The sequence below is a fragment of the Telluria sp. ZB4P34 genome, assembly GCF_059686055.1.
The window spans coordinates 153,239-171,939 of record NZ_JCASIF010000007.1; the positions used below are offsets into that span (position 1 = coordinate 153,239).

An 18,701-nucleotide genomic window follows, 5' to 3' on the forward strand; every position below is an offset into this window, starting at 1 on the left:
AAGGTGCTGCGCGCAAACTCTGGAATCCGTGGGCCCGGGCTGGAATGCGCCGGGCTGGCAAAGGTAACGGGCCTGGTGCCCATTACTGCTGCCCGCGTGCCAGGCGGGCGGTAACGGTCGGTCTTTCAGGCGAAACGCGGCCCTGTGAACTGCCGGGCGCATCGCAGGGAGGCGGTTCCTGGAGCGCAAGGCGCGGGCGGACGACGCGAACAGACGACGGCGTTTCTGACAATTGCCGGCCATTGTAACCGATAAAACACGCGAACGGACAAGGGGCAGCCGCCGCGGCGCACCGGAAGACCGGATTTGATCAAGCGGCGGACAGTTTTTCCGACAAAATCGCCGACACGCCGAGGAAAGCCGGGTAGTCGGCCGTGATCACATAGGTCGGGACCTCGGCCAGGTAGGCGCTGAACCGGCCCTTCTGCTCGAAACGGCGGCGGAACGACGAATTCATGAAGCGCTCGCCCAGGCGCGGCACGATGCCGCCGCCGATATACACGCCGCCCTGCGCGCCGAGGGTGATGGCCAGGTTGCCGGCGGCGGTGCCCAGCATGCCGCAGAAGGCTTCCAGCACCTCGTCGCACAGCGCGCACTCGCCCGCCAGGGCGCGGCGCGAGATCTCGGGTGCGGCCAGGCTGTCCGGGCGGCCGGCACGGTCGCTCAGTGCGCGATAGATCAGTTCCACCCCGGCGCCCGACAGCAGGCGCTCGCTCGAGACGTGCTCGTACTCGCGCCAGGCGTACTGGAGAATGGCGACTTCGAGCTCGTTGGCGGGCGAGAAGCTCACGTGGCCGCCCTCGCTGCGCAGCGCGGTCCAGCTGTTCGCGCAGGGAATCAGGCCCGATACGCCGAGCCCGGTGCCTGCGCCCAGCAGGCCGAGCGGCGCGTCCGCCACCTGCACGCCGCCGCCGACCTGGCGCTTCTGCCTGCCCAGGTGGGGCAGCGAACGGGCCAGCGCCGAGAAATCATTCACCACCACCAGCGTGTCGAAACCGCACTCCCGGCGCAGCGCTTCGATCGAGAAGGCCCAGTGGTGGTTGGTCATGCGCACCTGGTCGCCGGTGATCGGGTTGGCGATCGCAATAGCCGCATGGTGGATGCCAGCGTGCAGGGCAGCCACACCAGGCAGCGCCAGGTAGGCGCGGATGGCGTCCGCCAGTGTCGCATGGCCCTGGCAGGACAGCACCTCGATCACCTCGAAGCGGCCCGGGGCGGTCTCCAGCGCAAAGCGCGCATTGGTGCCGCCGATGTCGGCGAGCAGGCGCGCGCCGCCGGCGTGGGTGCGCGAATCGGTATCGAGGCTGGAAGGAAAGGCGGTCATTGCAGCTAATAAAGGAGCGATGACCAAGCTTACTAAACTTTGTAGTAGTCTTACAAGCAGATTTTGTAGTTTAGGTACATCAAGCCACGAATGATCTTGCTGGAGGCGTGATGAAAATATCGGATTGAAGTAGTCGAACTACCTCAACTTAACAGCTCACTGGCGCCATCTCCGGCCCTGCTCCTTCATGGTCGCGCCAGGCCTCGAGCCCACCCTTCAGCGGACGTGCCCGGTGAAAACCATTGTCAAGAAACTGTTTCGCCACCTCGGCCGCGGTCACGTCGTTCGGACAGCTGCAATAGACGACGATATGGCGCTCCTTGTCCAGGGCAGGCATCAGCTGGCCCGGGGCGCAGGACTGGAATACCAGCGCGCCTGGAATGGCGGCGTCGAGCTGTTGCGCCGTCAGGCTGCGTGCATCGACGATGAGGGGATCGTGGCCGCCGTCGATCAGCGCCATCAGTTCGGCGATCTCGATGCGCGGCACGGCGCTGCGGGATCGCTGCCGGCGCCGCTCCACATACTTGACCGCGATGAACAGCAACAGCAGCGTGGCCAGCACCGACAGCGCGGTGCCGCCGGCGGCCTCGAGCCAGCCGAGCAGTTCTTCGACGCCGTCGTGGAACAGGATGCCCAGCAGGATGCCGGTGCCGCTCCACAGCGCGGCGCCGGTCATGGCATAGGCCAGGAAGGGGCGGGAACGGGTGCCGATGGCGCCCGACAGCGGGGCCGCGATGGTATTGAAACCGGGGACGAACTTGGACACCAGCAGCGACTTCGCGCCGAAGCGGCGGAAGCGGTCCTCGGTCTGGTTGACGCACGAGTCAGGCGACAGCGAGATCTTGCACAGCAGGCGCAGGATGCGCTTGCCGTAGAAGCGCCCGGCGCGGAACCAGAAAACGTCGCAGATGAGGCAGGCGAGCACCGCGGACAGCAGGCACAGCTGCCAGCTGACGGCGCCGCCCACCGAGAGCGCACCGGCCACGATCAGGATCGGAAAGGCGGGAATGGGCAGGCCGAACTGCTCGACGAGGACGATGCCGAATACGATCAGCACGCCGTAATTCTGGATCAGTTCGACAAGTTGGCTCATCGTTGCATAGTACTGCAAAAAAGCGCCCCTCACACGGGGTCTGCCGGGTTTCAGGCGGCAAGTGCGGCGGTATCGATGGCGGGATAGAAGTCGCGGTCCTCGCGCTGGATCCGCTCGAACAGGCGGCGCAGCACCTGGTTGGCGTCGGTGCGGAACCCGCTCGGGTCCAGCGTCACCTGGCGCGCCGTGTTCCACCTGGCGGCAAAGCCGAGGTAGGCCTGCGCGATGTCCTTCATCTCGTCACGGTAGGCCCGGCTCATGTGCGCCAGCCGCGCATCCCCGCTGCCTTCCAGCGCCGGGTACAGGTTGCGGTCCTCGCCGGCGAGGTGCAGCTTGACCAGCCCGCTGACCTGCACGATCTGCGCCGCGATTGCCGCGGCGTTTTCAGGCACGCCCGCGCGCGACAGCTGGCGCAGGCGCGCGATGCTCGACAGGATGTCGATGTGCTGGTGTTTGAACTTATCGATATTCACGATGAACCTTTCTCTAAGGACAGGGTTTCATCTTAGCATAAGATTCAAATTAAATACTTGTTTAAGTCCGCCCTCCCTTGCCCGGAATGGCCGCCAGCAGGCTGCGCGTGTAGGCGTGCTGCGGATTGCGGTACAGCTCGTCGGAGTCCGCCATCTCGACCACGCTCCCGTGGTGCATCACCATCACCTGGTCGGCAATGTACTTCACCACCGACAAGTCGTGCGAGATGAAGATGTAGCTCATGCCGTACTCGTCCTGCAGGTCCTGCAGCAGGTTCAGCACCTGGGCCTGCACCGACACGTCGAGCGCCGATACCGACTCGTCGCACACGAGGATGTCCGGCTTCATGGTCAGGCAGCGCGCGATGGCGATGCGCTGGCGCTGCCCGCCGGAGAACTCGTGCGGATAGCGGTGGAAAGCCCCCTCCGGCAGCCCGACCCGCTTCAACAGGGTGTGCGCCATCCCCACCCGTTCGGCGTCATCCAGGCCGATGCGGTGGATGCGCATCGGCTCCAGCAGGATCTGCCCGACCGTGAAGCGCGGGTTCAGCGAAGCATAGGGGTTCTGGAAGATGATCTGGATGCGCCGCTTGTAGGCCTGGTAGTCGCGGTCGGCCATGCCGAGCAGGTCGCGGCCCTCGAACATGGCGCTCCCCGCCGTGGCGCGGTGCAGGCGCAGCAGGGTCAGTCCGACCGTGGTCTTGCCCGATCCCGACTCGCCCACCACGCCCAGCGTCTTGCCGCGCGCCAGCGTGAACGACACGTCCTTCACCGCCTTGAACTCGCGCTTCTTGAACAGGCCATCGCGCAGCCAGAAGCTCTTGGCCAGGTTCTTCACCACCAGCACCGGTTCGTCGCCTGGTGCGCTGCCGCGGGTGCGCTGCGGCAGCCGGGTATCGGCCGTGAAGCGGCCCTCCAGATAGTCGTCGATCACGGGCAGGCGCACCGGCCGCTGGTCCAGGCTCGGCCTGCAGTGCAGCAGGGCCCGGGTATAGGCGTCAAGAGGGGCGCCGAACACCTGGGCTGCCTCGCCCTCCTCGCGCACCTCGCCATGGCGCATCACGATCACGCGGTCGGCGATCTCGGCCACCAGGGCGAGGTCGTGGGTGATGAACAGCACCGCCATCTGGTGCTTCTTTTGCAGGCGCGCGATCAGGTCCATGATCTGCTTCTGGATCGTCACGTCGAGCGCCGTGGTCGGCTCGTCGGCGATCAGGAGCTTCGGTTCGCAGGCGATCGCCATCGCGATCATCACGCGCTGCTGCTGGCCGCCCGACATCTGGCTCGGATAGGCATCGATCTTGGCGGCAGGGTCGGGAATCCCGACCTCCGCCAGCAGCTCGAGCGTGCGCGCGCGCGCCTGCCTGGCGTTCATGCCCATGTGCCGGCGCAGCACCTCGCCCACCTGGAAGCCGACCGTGAACACCGGATTAAGCGAGGACATCGGCTCCTGGAAGATCATCGCGATGTCCTTGCCGCACAGCTTGCGCCGTTCGGCCAGGGGCAGCCCCAGGAGCTCGCGCCCCTCGAAGATGGCGCGCGAGCCCGAATGGATGATGGTCGTGTCGGCCGGCAGCAGGCCCATCACGGCCAGCGAGCTGACCGACTTGCCGCTGCCGGATTCGCCCACCAGGGCGACCGTGCTGTTCCTCGGCACGTCGAAGGACACGCCCTTCACCGCCTCGGCCGTGTGCTTCCTGTCGACGCGGAAGGAGATGCGCAGCTCGCGCACCTGCAACAAGGGAGTCTGGTCGATCGTCATTTGAGCTTCGGGTCGAGCGCGTCGCGCAGGGCGTCCGCAAACAGCGAGAAGGCGGTCACCAGCAGCGCCATGGCGCCCGCCGCGGCGGCCAGCTGCCACCACTTGCCGAGGATGAGTTCGTTCTGCGCCTCGTTCAGCATGCTGCCCCAGGACACCACGCCGACCGGCACCCCGAAGCCGAGGAAGGACAGGATCACCTCGGCCTTGATGAAGCCCACCACCAGGATCGACATCTGCACCAGGGCCACGTGCGAGACGTTCGGCAGGATGTGGCCGAACATCCGGCGCAGGCTGGAGGCGCCGATGGCGTCGGCCGCCATCACGTATTCGCGCGCCTTGTGCTTGATGTACTCCGCGCGCATCAGCCGGTAGGGCCCGGTCCAGCCGGTCAGGCCCAGGATCAGCACGATCGTCATGACGCCTTTCTGCTGCAGCACGGCGGCCACGGTCAGGATCATCAGGATCGACGGGATCGACGTGAAGATGCTGTAGAACCAGTTAAACAGGTCGTCCACCAGGCCGCCATAGAAACCGGACAAGGCCCCGAACAGGGTGCCCAGCGCCACCGCGACGAATGCCGCCACCAGGCCCACCACGATCGAAGTCTCGCCGCCCTTGATGGTTTTCTTGACGATGTCGTGGCCCCACTTGTCGGCCCCGAAAGGCAGCGTGGTCGTCTTCGCCACCGGCGGATGGCTGGCGCGGACCTGCGCCTTGAGTTCGGCCAGGTCCTGCGCCAGGGGATCGAAGGCGTTGGGCGGGGTTTCGCGCGGCAACTGGGCTGCGGCGAGCGCACGCACGCCGGCGTCGGCGCCGACGAAACCTGGCGGCGCGTAATTGACCGCCACTTCGTCTTCCCAGTCGGCCGCGACCAGGCCGGCGGCCGACAGGGCCACCATCAGCAGGAAGCCCGCCACGGTCGCCAGCGCGACCATCGCGATGCGGTCGGCGCGCAGGCGACGCCAGGCCAGCGCCCACAGGCCGGGCGACTGCAGGTTCGGGCTCAATCCGTCCCTCATTTCAGCTGCACCCTCGGGTCCACCGCCTGGTACAGCAGGTCGGCCAGCAGGTTGAACACCATGGTCGCGGCGGCCACGTAGACCGTGATCGCCTTGATCACCGGGAAGTCGCTGCGCTCCACCGCCAGGATGACTTCGCGCCCGATCCCCGGGATGCCGAAGAAGCGCTCCAGCAGGAATGCGCCGATCAGCAGCGCCGGCAGGTTGGCCATGACGTGGGTGATGATCGGGATCGCCGCATTGCGCAGCACGTGCACCCAGACCACGCGCCGTTCCGGCAGCCCCTTGGCGCGCGCGGTGCGCACGTAGTCCTGCCCCACCTCGTCCAGCACGAAGCTGCGGTACAGGCGCAGGGTGGGCGCGATCGACACCGCCAGCCCGATGATGATGGGCAGCAGTGCGTAGCGCAGCAGGTTCTCGCCCAGGCTGTCGCCCCAGCCCTGCACCGGGAACAGCCCGAGCTCGTAGGCGAACACGTACTGGAACACGATGATGTAGACCAGGATCGAGATCGACATGCCGACCGTGCAGGCCACCATCACCGCGCGGTCGGTGAGCGAGCCGCGCACGAAGGCGATGGCCAGCGCCAGGGCGATGCCGAGCACGGTTTCCAGGATGGTGAGGGGCACCAGCACCGTGAGCGAAGGCCCCAGGCGGCTGGAAATGATGTGCGACACCGGCTCGCCCGTGCTCCAGGCATTGCCGAAGTCGAAGCTCAGGATCTGCTGGATGAAGATCCATAGCTGCACCGGATACGGCTGGTCGGTGCCGAGCTGGCGCCGGATGTTCTCGATGGCGGCCGTATCGGCCATCTTCCCGGCCAGCAGGTAGGCCGGGTCGCCGCCGACCCAGTTGAACAGCACGAACACCAGCACCACCACCCCGAGCATGGTCGGCAGCATCTGCCAGAGCCGGCGGACGATAAAGCTAAGCATGGAACTCCCGGATGGTTGAAGCGCTTATTCTGCCGCGTTGCCGACCCGAAATGGCGGGTTCGGCCATTCTTTTTCGTGGCCTCGTCATAACGTAGGGTGGTCGGGGTAATTTCGGGCAATGCCCGGAATTACAAACGCCGGCGCGTTCAACCAGCACAAGAATATCCGCGCGGGCAGCATCGATGTGATTTGAACGCGCGGTCGGCCAAGCCGACCACCCTACTCCTGCCGCACCCGGCGCTGGCGCACCGCCGCCGCCAGCCCCTCCAGCACTCCAATACTGGTTTCCCAGTCGATGCAGCCGTCCGTCACCGACTGGCCGTAGGTCAGCTCCCTTCCCGGCACCAGGTCCTGGCGCCCGCCCACCAGGTGCGATTCGATCATCACGCCCACGATGCGGTCGTCGCCCGCCGCGATCTGGGCTGCGATGTCGGCGCACACCGGCACCTGGTTCTGCGGGTTCTTGCTGCTGTTGGCATGCGAGGCGTCGATCATCAGGCGGCTGGCCAGTCCGTTGGCCGCCAGCTGGCGGCAGGCCTCGTCGACGCTGGCTGCGTCGTAGTTCGGCGCCTTGCCGCCGCGCAGGATAATGTGGCAGTCCTCGTTGCCGGCGGTCGACACGATCGCCGAATGCCCGCCCTTGGTCACGGACAGGAAGTGATGCGGCTGCGAGGCCGCCTTGATCGCGTCGGCCGCGATCTTGATGTTGCCGTCGGTGCCGTTCTTGAAGCCCACCGGACAGGACAGGCCCGAAGCCAGCTCGCGGTGCACCTGCGATTCGGTGGTCCGGGCGCCGATGGCGCCCCAGCTCACCAGATCGGCGATGTACTGCGGGCTGATCACATCCAGGAATTCGGTGCCGGCCGGCAGGCCCATTTCGTTGACGTCACGCAGCAGTTCGCGCGCCATGCGCAGGCCGTCGTTGATGCGGAAGCTATTGTCCATATACGGGTCGTTGATCATGCCCTTCCAGCCGACCGTGGTGCGCGGCTTCTCGAAGTACACGCGCATGATGATCTCGAGCTCGCCGGCAAAGCGACGGCGCTGCTCGGCCAGGCCGCGTGCGTACTCGAGCGCCGCCTTCGGGTCGTGGATCGAACACGGGCCCACCACCACCATCACGCGGTCGTCCTGGCCATGCAGGATGCGATGCAGGGCCACGCGCGCGCCCGCCGCGGTCTGCTCGGCCGCCGGGGTGACCGGGAACTCGCGGATCAGGTGCGAGGGCGGCGTCAATTCCTTCATTTCGCGGATGCGTAAATCGTCGGTGCGGGGCATGCTGTACTCCGTATTGTGTTTTACCTGGGCTATAAAACGAAAAAACCGCCATCGCTGGCGGTTTGTCTGGATTGCGTCGGACTGTTCTTGAATCGCGTGAACCTGCCGCTACTCCACCGCCACGGGGCTGGAATGGCTAAAGTAAAAGTAGCAGGTAAAGAAAACGTGCTGGTGCATGAAAAGTCCGGATGGTCCTGGAGACCTTGTTCGCCTGACTATAACGCCATTGTGTAACGGTTGGCAAGCCTTTTCCGGGCGGCCGCCGGCCACGCTGTGCGCAGCCCTGGGCCTGCCGGCGGACCGGGCCGCGCCGAGTGTGACGGGCTGATTTGGCGAGCGGTTGCAGGAACCCCACAGGAATTCACATCCTTTCCGCACACCTTGATCGGGATCAGTCGTCGTTCGAGCAGCGGTGCAAAAGTCGCATCAAGCCCCCGATTTCTCCGCGCCGTACTTGTGTTCTCGCAAGAAAAGTCTTTACGGCATTTGATTAAATTCAAGAGACGGCTCGAGCGGACATGGCGGGAACGAACCCAACTACTGGAGTCCGGACATGACTGAAACCCTGCTCTCGCGCGCCCTGCGGCGCATCTTCGCCGGCGGCAGCGCCGTCGGCCTCACGTCGCTCGGCTGCATGTCGGCCGGCTGCATGTCGGTCGGCCTTGCACTGCTGGCGGCGCCTTCCCAACTGAAGGCGCAGGAGGCCGCGCCGAAGCCGGTCGCCCGCGTCGAAATCACCGGCTCGAACATCCGCCGCGCCCAGGCCGAAACCGCCTCGTCGGTGCTGACGGTGAACCGCGCCGACATCGAGCGTTCCGGCAAGACCACCGTCGCCGAACTGCTGCAGACGCTCGCCGTCGACAACCAGGGCTCGGTGCCGGTCACCTTCGGCAGCGGCTTCGCCGCCGGCGCCTCCGGCATCTCGCTGCGCGGCCTCGGCACCGCCTCGACCCTGGTGCTGCTCAACGGCCGCCGGATGGCGCCCTACGGCCTGGCCGACGACGGCCAGAAGGTGTTCGCCGACCTCAACGTCATCCCGTCCGACGCGGTCGAGCGGGTCGAGATCCTGAAGGACGGCGCCTCGGCCATCTACGGCTCCGACGCGATTGCCGGCGTGGTCAACATCATCCTGCGCCGCGACTTCCAGGGCAGCACGGTGCGCGCCATGGTCGGCACCGCCGAGGCCGGCGACGGCCAGCACCAGAACGTCGCCGTCACCTGGGGCAAGGGCGACATCGATGCCGACCGCTACAATGCGCTGCTGACCTTCGAGTACAAGCGCACCGACGAGGTCTGGAACCGCGAGCGCGGCAACCGCGACTACATCGGCAAGGCCGACCTGCGTCCCTGGGGTTTCTCGGCCCAGGAAGGGCTGGGCGGCACTGGCGCCATCACCGGCAACAACGCGGCCGGCAGCGCGATCAACGGCAACGTGCGCAACCCTACCACGCTCGACTACACCAACCGCGGCAATCCGGCCGGGGTCGGCTTCACCCGTACCTTCCCCGGCGCGGCCTGCGGCAACTTCACCAACCACCCGCAGGGCGACCCGGGCGGCGGCTGCGTGGTCGACGCAGCCTTCCTGTACAACCAGATGCAGCCGCAGACCGAATACGTCTCGCTGTTCGGGCGCGGCACGGCCATGGTGCGCCCCGGGCTCGAGGCCTATGGCGAACTCAACCTGTACAGCAACCTGACCCAGTCGGCCACCACGCCGTCGGGCATCAACGCCAACGTCGGCTACCCCGGCGGGCCGGTCAGCAACGCCGGCGTGCAGTTCGGCGCCACCCACCCCGACAACCCGTATTTCGGCACGCCGGCGCGCCTGCGCTACCTGGCGGCCGACGTCGGGCCGCGCCGCTCCGACATCGAATCCTTCTTTACCCGCGCCCTGCTCGGCATCCGCGGCACCAGCTACGACTGGGAATGGGATACCTCGCTGCTGTACTCGCGCAGCAAGGTGCAGAACGAGCGCACCGGCTATCTCGCGCGCGACGCCACCTTCGCCCTGCTCGACCCGAGCGCGGCCAACGTGGCGGCGGCGATCGCCAACAATCCGGCCTACCGCGCGCTGCCGGTCGGCAGCTACTGGCGGATCGGGGAAAATGCCGGCCTGAACTCGCCGGCCATCTACGCCGCGCTGTCTCCCACGATCAGCAACGACGCCCACACCGAGATCGCCCAGGTCGACTTCAAGGCCACGCGCGAGTTCGGCAAGCTGGCGGGCGGCGCACTCGGGGTGGCGGTCGGCGCCGAGTTCCGCCACGAGTCGGCCGAACTGGAGCCGACCAGCGGCACCGAACGCGGCAACATCATCGGCCTCGGCTACTCCGCCTACGACGGCCAGCGCAACGTGGCTGTCCTGTACGGCGAAGTGCTGGCGCCGGTGTGGCCCGGCGTCGAGATCACCGGCGCCATGCGCTACGACCACTTCACCGACGTGGGCGACGCCTGGACGCCGAAGGCCGGCGTCAAATGGACGCCGGTGCGCAATTTCGCCCTGCGCTCGACTTTCGCGCGCGGCTTCCGCGCGCCCAGCCCGGCCGAGAACGGCGTCGGCGGCCTGGCGGCGTTCTCGACCGCCGGCGACCCCTTGCGCTGCAGCCTGGGCGTGCAGGCGGCCTGCAACCCGGCCTCGATCGCGATCATCACCTCGCCCAACCAGGCCCTGAGCCCGGAACGCTCGAAGAGCTGGAACGTGGGGGTGATCTGGGATCCGCTGCCGCGCACCAGCATCTCGCTCGACTTCTGGCAGATCAAGCGCAAGAACGAGATCAACCAGGAGCAGATCGACGCCGCCATCGCCGCCGGCAGCGTGGCGCGCGACCCCAGCACCGCGGTGCCGACCATTCCGGGCGACCCCGGCGCCATCACCGCCGTGCTGGCCCGCTACGTGAACTCGGCCAGCACGAAGGTGCGCGGCATCGACCTCGACGCGCGCCAGAGCTTCCCGCTGCCGGGCGGGTATGGCAACCTGGTGTTCGACGCCAAGTACACCTACCTCGACAAGTGGGAACGCACCGAGCAGGACGGCAGCACGCGCGATTACGCCGGCACCCACGGCAACTGCGACGTGACCAACTGCGTCGGCACGCCCGATCATAAAGTCAACCTGCGCGCCAGCTGGGAGCGCAGCGACTGGCGCGTGTCGGCCAACGTGAACTACCGCGGCCGCATCGACAACACGCTGTTCAAGGACGACCCGGCCGGCTGCGCCACCCACTTCGCCAACGGTAACGATGCACCGACCGATTGCGAACTGGCCTCGTTCACGACCGTCGACCTGGTGTTCCGCTGGAAGCCGCAACAGCGCTGGGAAATCTTCGGCTCGATCCAGAACGTGTTCGACAAGAAGGCTCCGCTCGATCCGCTCACCTACGGCGCGGTGTCGTACAACCCGCTCGACTACTACGGCGCGATCGGCCGCTTCGCTACCCTGGGAGCGCGCTACACCTTCTGACCCAGCCCGCGGCCATCCGGGGCGGGCGGCGCGCTGGCTGGCCCCGGATGCGTACTCTGGGCATTCATGCTCAAAAAAAAGCCGACCTGCTTTCAGCACAGGCCGGCTTTCCATTGGGCAAGGTGCCCCTCAGGCGGTCCCGCCCACGGTGACGCCCTCGATGCGCAGGGTCGGCTGGCCCACGCCGACCGGCACGCTCTGGCCTTCCTTGCCGCAGACGCCCACGCCCGAATCCAGGCGCATGTCGTTGCCGATCATGGAGATGTTGTTCATCGTTTCCGGGCCATTGCCGATCAGGGTCGCGCCCTTCACCGGATAACTGATCTTGCCATTCTCGATCATGTAGGCTTCGCTGGCCGAGAACACGAACTTGCCGTTGGTGATGTCGACTTGGCCGCCACCGAAATTGACCGCGTACAGGCCGTTCTTCACCGACGCCAGGATTTCTTCCGGATCTTTATCACCAGCCAGCATGTAGGTATTCGTCATGCGGGGCATCGGCAGGTGGGCGAAGGACTCGCGGCGCGCATTGCCGGTCACCGGCATCTTCATCAGGCGCGCGTTCATCGTGTCCTGGATATAGCCCTTCAGGATACCGTCCTCGATGAGCGTGGTGCACTGGGTCGGGTTGCCTTCGTCGTCCATGTTGAGCGAGCCGCGGCGGTCCTGCAGGGTGCCGTCGTCGACCACGGTGACGCCCTTGGCCGCCACCCGTTCGCCGATGCGGCCGGCGTAGGCCGACGAGCCCTTGCGGTTGAAGTCGCCTTCCAGGCCATGACCCACCGCTTCGTGCAGCAGCACGCCGGGCCAGCCCGGGCCGAGCACGATGGTCATTGGACCAGCCGGGGCCGGACGGGCCTCCAGGTTGACGCAGGCCGAGTTCACCGCTTCGGTCGCATACTTGTCGAGCAGCTCATCGCTGAAATAGCCGTAATCGTAACGGCCGCCGCCCCCCGACGAGCCGACTTCGCGCCGGCCGTTCTGCTCGGCGATGACGGTGACGGACACCCGCACCAGCGGACGGATGTCGGCCGCCAGCACGCCGTCGCTGCGCACCACCAGCACCACGTCGTATTCGCCGGCCAGGCCGGCCATCACCTGCACCACGCGCGGATCCTTGGCGCGCGCCATCTTCTCGACGCGCTCGAGCAGTTTCACCTTCGCGGTCGCATCGAGCGAAGCGAGCGGGTCGTGCGGCAGGTAGAGCGAGCGGCCGCCGGTCGGGCGCGCCGCGGTGGCGATCTTCATCTTGCCCGCGCCTGCGCGGGCAATGGTGCGGGTGGCAGCCGCCGCGTCCAGCAGCGCCGCTTCGGAAATCTCGTCGGAATACGAAAAGGCCGTGCGATCACCAGAGACGGCGCGCACGCCCACGCCCTGGTCGATCGAGAAGCTGCCGGTCTTGACGATGCCCTCTTCCAGGCTCCAGCCTTCGCTCTTGGTGAACTGGAAATACAGGTCGGCGTAATCGACCTTGTGCGTGAACATCGAGCCCAGCGCGTTCAGCAGCTTGCCCTCGTCGAGGCCGAATGGCGTCAGCAGCACGTCGCGTGCGACAGCCAGGGAGGAAAGGTTCGGTTCGAATGGTTTCATTTGCGTTCGGTCGTTCGGTTGGATGACGCATTGTGCCATATCCCGTCCCTCCCTACCGGACGCGTGTCACGCACCCCAAATAGGGTCAGACTGGAATTATTGAGCTCGGTCCTCCCTACACTTGAATAGTGTCATGAAACATGGCTTACTATTAATAAACAAAGGGATCTTGTCGAATAATTCGACTATGACCCTCATGATTGGAAGGGATGACATGATTGCGACTCGGTGGCTATTGCCGGCGCTGCTGATTGCGCTGTTGCTGCTGGGCGGTAAAGCGCTGTGGCGTGCCGAGCCGTCGCCTCGCCAGGCGGTCTCCGTCGACGTGTGTGTCACGGAACAGGACGTCAAGCGGGTTGGGCGATACGTGCAGGAGCCGGTGTCGAAAGCGCTGACATTGGTGCCGGGCGCGGGTCCTGTAAGCAGTATCACGACGCACGGCAAGACGCAGTTCCTTGTCCGGTTCAAGGATGGGGCGACCGGGAAAGACCGAGCCGTTGTGGAAGAGACGCTGAAACGGGTGGCCTTCGCTCCCGATGTCGAGGTCCTGTCCATTGGCGTCGGGCTCGCCCAGTCGCTTGCGGACGGAAGTTACCCAGGCAGGCCGGCGTGCACCGAGCACCTCGGCGTGGATGCCGGCGCGCTGGCAGCGCCGTAGCCAGGTATGCGCGAAGCTTGTCAGAGCTTGCGGTGCTTGAGCGCCGGCAGGCTTTCGCGCACGCTGACCAGGAAGGCGTCGTCCAGGGTGCCTGTAATGACCCCCTCGCCTTCCGGCAGCACCGCCTTCACTTCTCCCCACGGATCGATCAGCATGCTGTGCCCGAAGGTGCGGCGGCCGTTCTCGTGCACGCCGCCCTGCGCCGAGGCCAGCACGTAGCACTGGTTCTCGATCGCACGGGCGCGGAGCAGCACTTCCCAGTGCGCCAGGCCGGTGGTGTGGGTGAAGGCGGCCGGGACGATGATCAGCGCGCATTCGCCCATCGCGCGGAACAGCTCGGGGAAGCGCAGGTCGTAGCACACCGACAGCCCGACGCGGCCGAACGGCGCATCGAAGCTGCCCACCGCCTGGCCCGGCACGATGGTGCGCGCCTCGTCGTAGGATTCGGCGCCCTTGTTGAAGCCGAACAGGTGGATCTTGTCGTAATGACCCACCTGCCTGCCCTGGGGGTCGTAGACCAGGGTGGTGTTGAGCACCTTGCCGGCGTCGTGCGAGACCAGCGGCAGCGTGCCGCCCACCAGCCAGATGCCGTGTTCGCGCGCCAGCTCCGCCATGCAAGCCTGGATCGGGCCTGCGCCTTCCGGCTCGGCGTGGCCGACCTTGTCGGTGTCGCTCATGCCCATGATCGGCCAGTACTCGGGCAGGGCCACCAGCGACGCGCCTGCGCTTACCGCCTGCGCCACCAGCCGGCGCGCGCGCGCCAGGTTGTCTTCCACCCGCGGGGTGGACACCATCTGCACCGCGGCTACCTTGGTCATGTCCATGTCACTCCTTCTTCGCATTGGAACGCGCGCCGGCCCCGGCGGGCGCTGGGGCCTGGACCGGGGGCGGCGGCGGATTGTCGAGCTTGGTGATGGTCGGGGACTTCCACGGTCCCGCGATCCGCATCTGGTAGGTCAGCGCCTTCATCATCGGCGCGCGCAGGAAGCGCTGGGCCAGGTAGCTGCCGATGCCGATGATCGGGTTGACCGCCAGGCCGTACACCAGCGGCCCGGTGCCGAGGTTGAATTCCGGGATCACGACCACGTGCAGGTTGGTCGTTTCGTTGGCGATGTCGGCTGTGCCATCCATCAGGATGGTGGCAGCCACGCCGTGCATCTTGAGATTGTCGGTGCGCAGAACGCCGCGCTGGATCATGGCGTTGGCGCTGATGCCGTCGAATGCCAGGCCCTCGGAAAACACGTCGTGGAAATCGAGCTTGAGCAGGCGCGGCAGCGCCTGCAGGCTCAGCACGCCGAGCAGCTTGGCCGCGCCCGGGTCCTGCTTCAGGAACTGGCCCGATTCCACGTTCATCTCGATCTGGCCGGACAGACTGGGAATGTCCATCGCATACGGCAAGCCGCTCCACGAGATGTCGCCCGACATCTTGCCTTTGCCGCGGCGCAGGGTCTCGGGGAAGCCGAGGCGGTCTAGCAGCCTGCCGGCGTCTATGATGTCGAGCAGGAAGTTCAGGCTGGTGTTGCTGCGTCCGTCCTTGTGCAACCAGCGGCCGTTGGCCCTGAGCTGGCCGTCCGGATTGTCGAGGGTGAGGCGGTTGATGCGCCATTCGCGCCCGGCCAGCGCCTGCACGTTACTCGCCTGCAGTTCCAGGCGGCCGAGCCGCTTGTCGAACAGCTGGAACTGCTCGGCCACGATGTCGAGCGACGGAATGCTGGCCGTGGCGCCGCGGTTCGATTCCAGCAGATGCTTGACTTCGGCCTCGCTGGATTCGGGGATCACCAGCGAAGCCAGGCGCGCCGTCACCTTGCCCAGCCCCTGGGCGCTGCCCTGGACGCCGCCGTGGCCCCCCGATTCTGCCCAGGTCAGGTAGCCGCTCACGTGGCGCGAGTGCAGGTTGGCCTGCCAGGTGTCCTTCAGGTGGGTGGCGCCGAGCACGACGTCGGCCAGGCGCCGCTCGCCAATGGTCAGTTCGCCCACGCGGCCGGCGATCACGGTCGGCAGCACATATTGCGTGAAGTCCGGGCCTGCGCCCGAGCCTGCCCCGGCGCCGCCGGCGCCATCGCCGCCCGCGCCCGCGATCGCCCTGCCGGCCGCGATCCAGCCGTCCACGTTCAGGGCACGCATGTTCACGTGGATCATCATGCCCTCGTCCGGTTCCGGCGCCGGCACGTTGACGCCGATGCCGCCGCGCAGCACGCTCCACGGGCCCCGCCCCTGCTTTTCGCGCAGATAGCGCGCCGCCACGTTGCCGCCCAGGCTCGCCCGGATCTCGTCGCGCGCCACGCCGTTCACGGTCGGCTCGCCGGCCAGCACGAAGCGCAGCGGCAGGCTGTCGGCCTGGGGCTTGTTGAGCGGCGCCGGCAGTTCCAGGCCCAGGCCCGCCAGGTTCGATTCGAGCGTCACGCTGCGCCGCCCCTCGCGCACCACCACGCTGCCCGTGTAGGGCGTGCTGCCCGACAGGCGCTCCGCCAGCCGGCCCAGCGCGGGCGCCGGCGCGGTGCGACGCATGCCGTCGCCCGAGAGCGTGCCGGCCAGGCGGATCGCGACACCGCCCTCCCGCTGGGTGCCACCGGACAGGGCCAGCGGTCCGCCCAGGAAGCTGGCGTTGACGCCGTTCAGGGCGACGCCGCGCTCCCAGAATTCGATGCGGCCCAGTGCATCGTGCAGCGGCGGCAGTTCCGGGAACAGGCTGACATCGTTGCCGAGCAGCTGCAGGCTGCCCTGCACCTTGGTGTCGGGCAGATGCGCCAGCGGCATGCGCAGCTTGAGACCAAGACGCGCGTTGCCGCCGGCGCGGGTATCATCAAGGAAATGGCCGATCCAGTCCGGCACCGGGCTCGCGGCCACGTAGCGCAGGAATTCCTGCAGTGGCGCGGCCGCGTTGCCGTCGATGTCGAGCAGCATGTGTTCGCGCGCGCCGAGGTCGGGGATCACCGCCTTCACGTTCGACAGCGCCACGCCCATGGTGCGCAGGGTGTCGCCGCGGATTTCCATGCGCGCGCGGTCGAATTCGATGCGCCCGTTGATGTTCTCGGCCAGCGGCCACTGGGGCGTGCCGTCCGGGCGCCGCTGGCCCGGCGCGTATTCGAGGCGCGCGTTCTCCAGGCGGCCCGCCACGTTGAATTCGCCGCGCGCACGGTCGATGACCGCATTGATCCCTTCCCTGGCGCGGAACGGAAAGCCGGACAGGTCGCCGCGCAGGCGCAGGCGCGCGTCGCGCAGGGTGCCGCCCTGCAGTGCGCCGGTCAGCCAGTGGGCCAGGTGCTCGGGGGTGGCCAGCGGCAGGAAGCGTTCCACCTCGCCGATCGGGAAGCCGTCGAGCGTGGCGGTGAGGTCGGCCGTGCCGGGGCCGCCCTGCGGCTGCAGCGGTAGGCTGTGGCGGCCCGACAGCGTGCCGCTGAGCGCGCCCTGGGCGAAGGCCAGCCGTTCCACCTCGACCAGCAACTGCCGGCCGGGATCGATGGTCCAGCGCGCCTTCATGTCGAGGCGGTCGAGCGGCATGGTCGGCTGGGCGAACCAGGCGGGCATGTGCAGCGCCAGTGCGCTGGCGTCGACGCTCACGCTGCCGCCTTCCTGGGTGGCGTCGACGCTGCCGCTCAGGTTCTGGAAGCCGGGCGTGGCGGGCCGCGCCGGCAGGGCCGGCTGGCCGTTCCTGGCGACGCGGGCCGGACGCGCCGGCAGCGCGTTGACCGTCAGGCCGGCGACCTCGCCGCGCACGTGGAAGGCCCGCAGCGCCGGATAGCGCCCTTCCCACTCGGCCGACACGTCGAGCAGGCGGCCGCGCGGCGCGTAGTCGAGCAGCATCTGGCGCTGCTGGGGCGGCAGCGGCAGGTAGCCGGCGAGCGCCGCCAGTGCGCCGATGTCGAGCTGGCGCGCGCTCAGTTCTCCCTGTTCCGGGCGCCCGCCCTGCGCCGGGCGCCAGCTCTGCTCGAGCGTGGCGGGCGGCAGCGCGCGGCCGTCGCGGGTGGTGACCGTGAAGCCGCTCAGGCTGACCGTGTGGCCATGGGCGCCGAAGGTGGGCTTGCCCTCGTCCTTCCCGGGGAGCATCTCTTCGCGCGCGGCCAGGCGCCCCGTCACGCGTGCGAGCTCGAGCGGCGCCAGCCCGGGACCGAGACGCGCATTGACGTCGGCCAGCGCCAGGTCGGCGGTGAAGCCGGCCAGGCGCGCCTGGTCGAGGTTGAGCCAGGCGCGCACCGAGCCGCGCCCGCTGGCCAGCTGCAGGGGCAGGTCCACGTGGCGTTTCCATGCCACCAGGTCGGCGTCGCGCAGGTCGGCGTACAGCTCGCCTTTCCAGCGCGTGATATCGGACGGGCGGGCGCCGAAGCGATGTCGGAAGCGCGCGCGCACGTCGAGCGGCTGGCCGAGCACGCGCGGCGGCGTGGCGCGCAACGCAAAGCGGTGGCCGCCGCCGAAGCGGTTCAGCAGGGCCATGGTGACGTCGGTCAGGACCAGGGTGGGCCGGCCACGCAGTTCGTCGGTCCAGTCGACGCGGCCCTCGCGGATCACGATCTCGCGCTGGCGCAGCAGCCAGTCGGCGCCGCGGCCCTCGTCTTTCTTCGCCGGGTCGAGCCGCACGCCGGCCACGCTGAGCACGCCGTCCGCGCCGCGCCGTACGTCCAGCCGGGGACGGGTGATCTCGAGCGCGTGCAGGCGCGGCTCGAAGGCGGCCAGGCTCCACCACGACAGCGAGGCTTCCACGCGCGGCAGCGCCAGCGCCTCGCGCCCGGTGCGGTCGATCAGGCGCACGTCGCGTAGCGTCAACACCGGGTGGATGCCTTGCCAGGAAGCGTCCAGGCGCGCGATGGTGACGCGGTTGCCGAGCGCGCGTCCGGCAGCCGTTTCGATGTCGCCTTTATACAGGTCGATGTTGGGAAGGATGGCGTAGCGCAGCGCCAGGAACAGCAGCGCCAGGCCGAAATACAGCAGCAGCACCAGCTTGATGGCGAAGCCGAGGAAATGGTGGGAAGCCAGGTTGGCGTAGCGATAGGCTGCACGCAGCCGCTGCCAGCGCACGGCCAGCGGCAGGTGCTCGCAGGCCGCCTGCGGTTCCTGGTTGTCCATCAAGGTGCTCAAAAAGGCTCGCCGTAAATTTGATTCTCTAATAACAGA

General features: G+C 67.5%; 12 protein-coding genes. 2 read left to right on the plus strand and 10 right to left on the minus strand.

Annotated features, from left to right (window positions below):
• Positions 1-310: 310 nt before the first annotated feature.
• The 7 genes from AC56KL_RS14050 to aroG all read right to left on the minus strand — a co-directional run bounded on the left by AC56KL_RS14050 (position 311) and on the right by aroG (position 7,884).
• Positions 311-1,324 carry a glucokinase gene (locus AC56KL_RS14050; RefSeq protein ID WP_497180779.1) on the minus strand — a complete coding sequence of 338 codons (1,014 nt, stop codon included), beginning with the start codon at positions 1,322-1,324 and terminating at the stop codon, positions 311-313.
• A 148-nt stretch (positions 1,325-1,472) separates the two neighbouring features.
• Positions 1,473-2,417 (minus strand): VTT domain-containing protein, encoded by a 945-nt coding sequence (locus AC56KL_RS14055; protein ID WP_497180780.1) that lies wholly within the window; start codon positions 2,415-2,417, stop codon positions 1,473-1,475.
• A gap of 50 nt (positions 2,418-2,467) precedes the next feature.
• Positions 2,468-2,890 carry a hemerythrin domain-containing protein gene (locus AC56KL_RS14060; RefSeq protein ID WP_497180781.1) on the minus strand — a complete coding sequence of 141 codons (423 nt, stop codon included), beginning with the start codon at positions 2,888-2,890 and terminating at the stop codon, positions 2,468-2,470.
• A 61-nt stretch (positions 2,891-2,951) separates the two neighbouring features.
• On the minus strand, positions 2,952-4,652 hold the full coding sequence (locus AC56KL_RS14065; RefSeq protein WP_497180782.1) for an ABC transporter ATP-binding protein: 1,701 nt from the start codon (positions 4,650-4,652) through the stop codon (positions 2,952-2,954).
• Positions 4,649-5,671, minus strand: a complete 1,023-nt coding sequence (locus AC56KL_RS14070; protein ID WP_497180783.1) for an ABC transporter permease — start codon at positions 5,669-5,671, stop codon at positions 4,649-4,651. Before AC56KL_RS14070 ends, AC56KL_RS14065 begins: the two co-directional genes overlap by 4 nt.
• Entirely contained in the window at positions 5,668-6,606 is a 939-nt protein-coding gene (locus AC56KL_RS14075; RefSeq protein WP_497180784.1) for an ABC transporter permease, read from the minus strand. The genes AC56KL_RS14070 and AC56KL_RS14075 overlap by 4 nt, the downstream gene beginning before the upstream one ends.
• 219 nt (positions 6,607-6,825) lie before the next feature.
• Positions 6,826-7,884, minus strand: coding sequence for a 3-deoxy-7-phosphoheptulonate synthase AroG (gene aroG, locus AC56KL_RS14080; RefSeq protein ID WP_497180785.1), 1,059 nt, complete (start codon positions 7,882-7,884; stop codon positions 6,826-6,828).
• Positions 7,885-8,437: 553 nt separating this feature from the next.
• Here aroG and AC56KL_RS14085 point away from each other — a divergent pair.
• Positions 8,438-11,344, plus strand: a complete 2,907-nt coding sequence (locus tag AC56KL_RS14085) for a TonB-dependent receptor (RefSeq protein WP_497180786.1) — start codon at positions 8,438-8,440, stop codon at positions 11,342-11,344.
• A 129-nt stretch (positions 11,345-11,473) separates the two neighbouring features.
• On the opposite strand, the gene tldD is transcribed toward AC56KL_RS14085, so the two are convergent.
• Entirely contained in the window at positions 11,474-12,934 is a 1,461-nt protein-coding gene (gene tldD, locus AC56KL_RS14090; protein WP_497180787.1) for a metalloprotease TldD, read from the minus strand.
• Between the two features lie 187 nt (positions 12,935-13,121).
• Here tldD and AC56KL_RS14095 point away from each other — a divergent pair, with 187 nt between their 5' ends.
• Positions 13,122-13,592, plus strand: a complete 471-nt coding sequence (locus AC56KL_RS14095; protein WP_497180788.1) for a hypothetical protein — start codon at positions 13,122-13,124, stop codon at positions 13,590-13,592.
• Between the two features lie 20 nt (positions 13,593-13,612).
• Here AC56KL_RS14095 and AC56KL_RS14100 read toward each other — a convergent pair whose 3' ends face one another.
• Both AC56KL_RS14100 and AC56KL_RS14105 read right to left on the minus strand, forming a co-directional pair.
• Complete coding sequence (locus tag AC56KL_RS14100; RefSeq protein WP_497180789.1) at positions 13,613-14,410, minus strand: carbon-nitrogen hydrolase family protein; 798 nt, start codon at positions 14,408-14,410, stop codon at positions 13,613-13,615.
• A gap of 7 nt (positions 14,411-14,417) precedes the next feature.
• Positions 14,418-18,665, minus strand: coding sequence for a YhdP family protein (locus tag AC56KL_RS14105; protein WP_497180790.1), 4,248 nt, complete (start codon positions 18,663-18,665; stop codon positions 14,418-14,420).
• Positions 18,666-18,701: the final 36 nt, after the last annotated feature.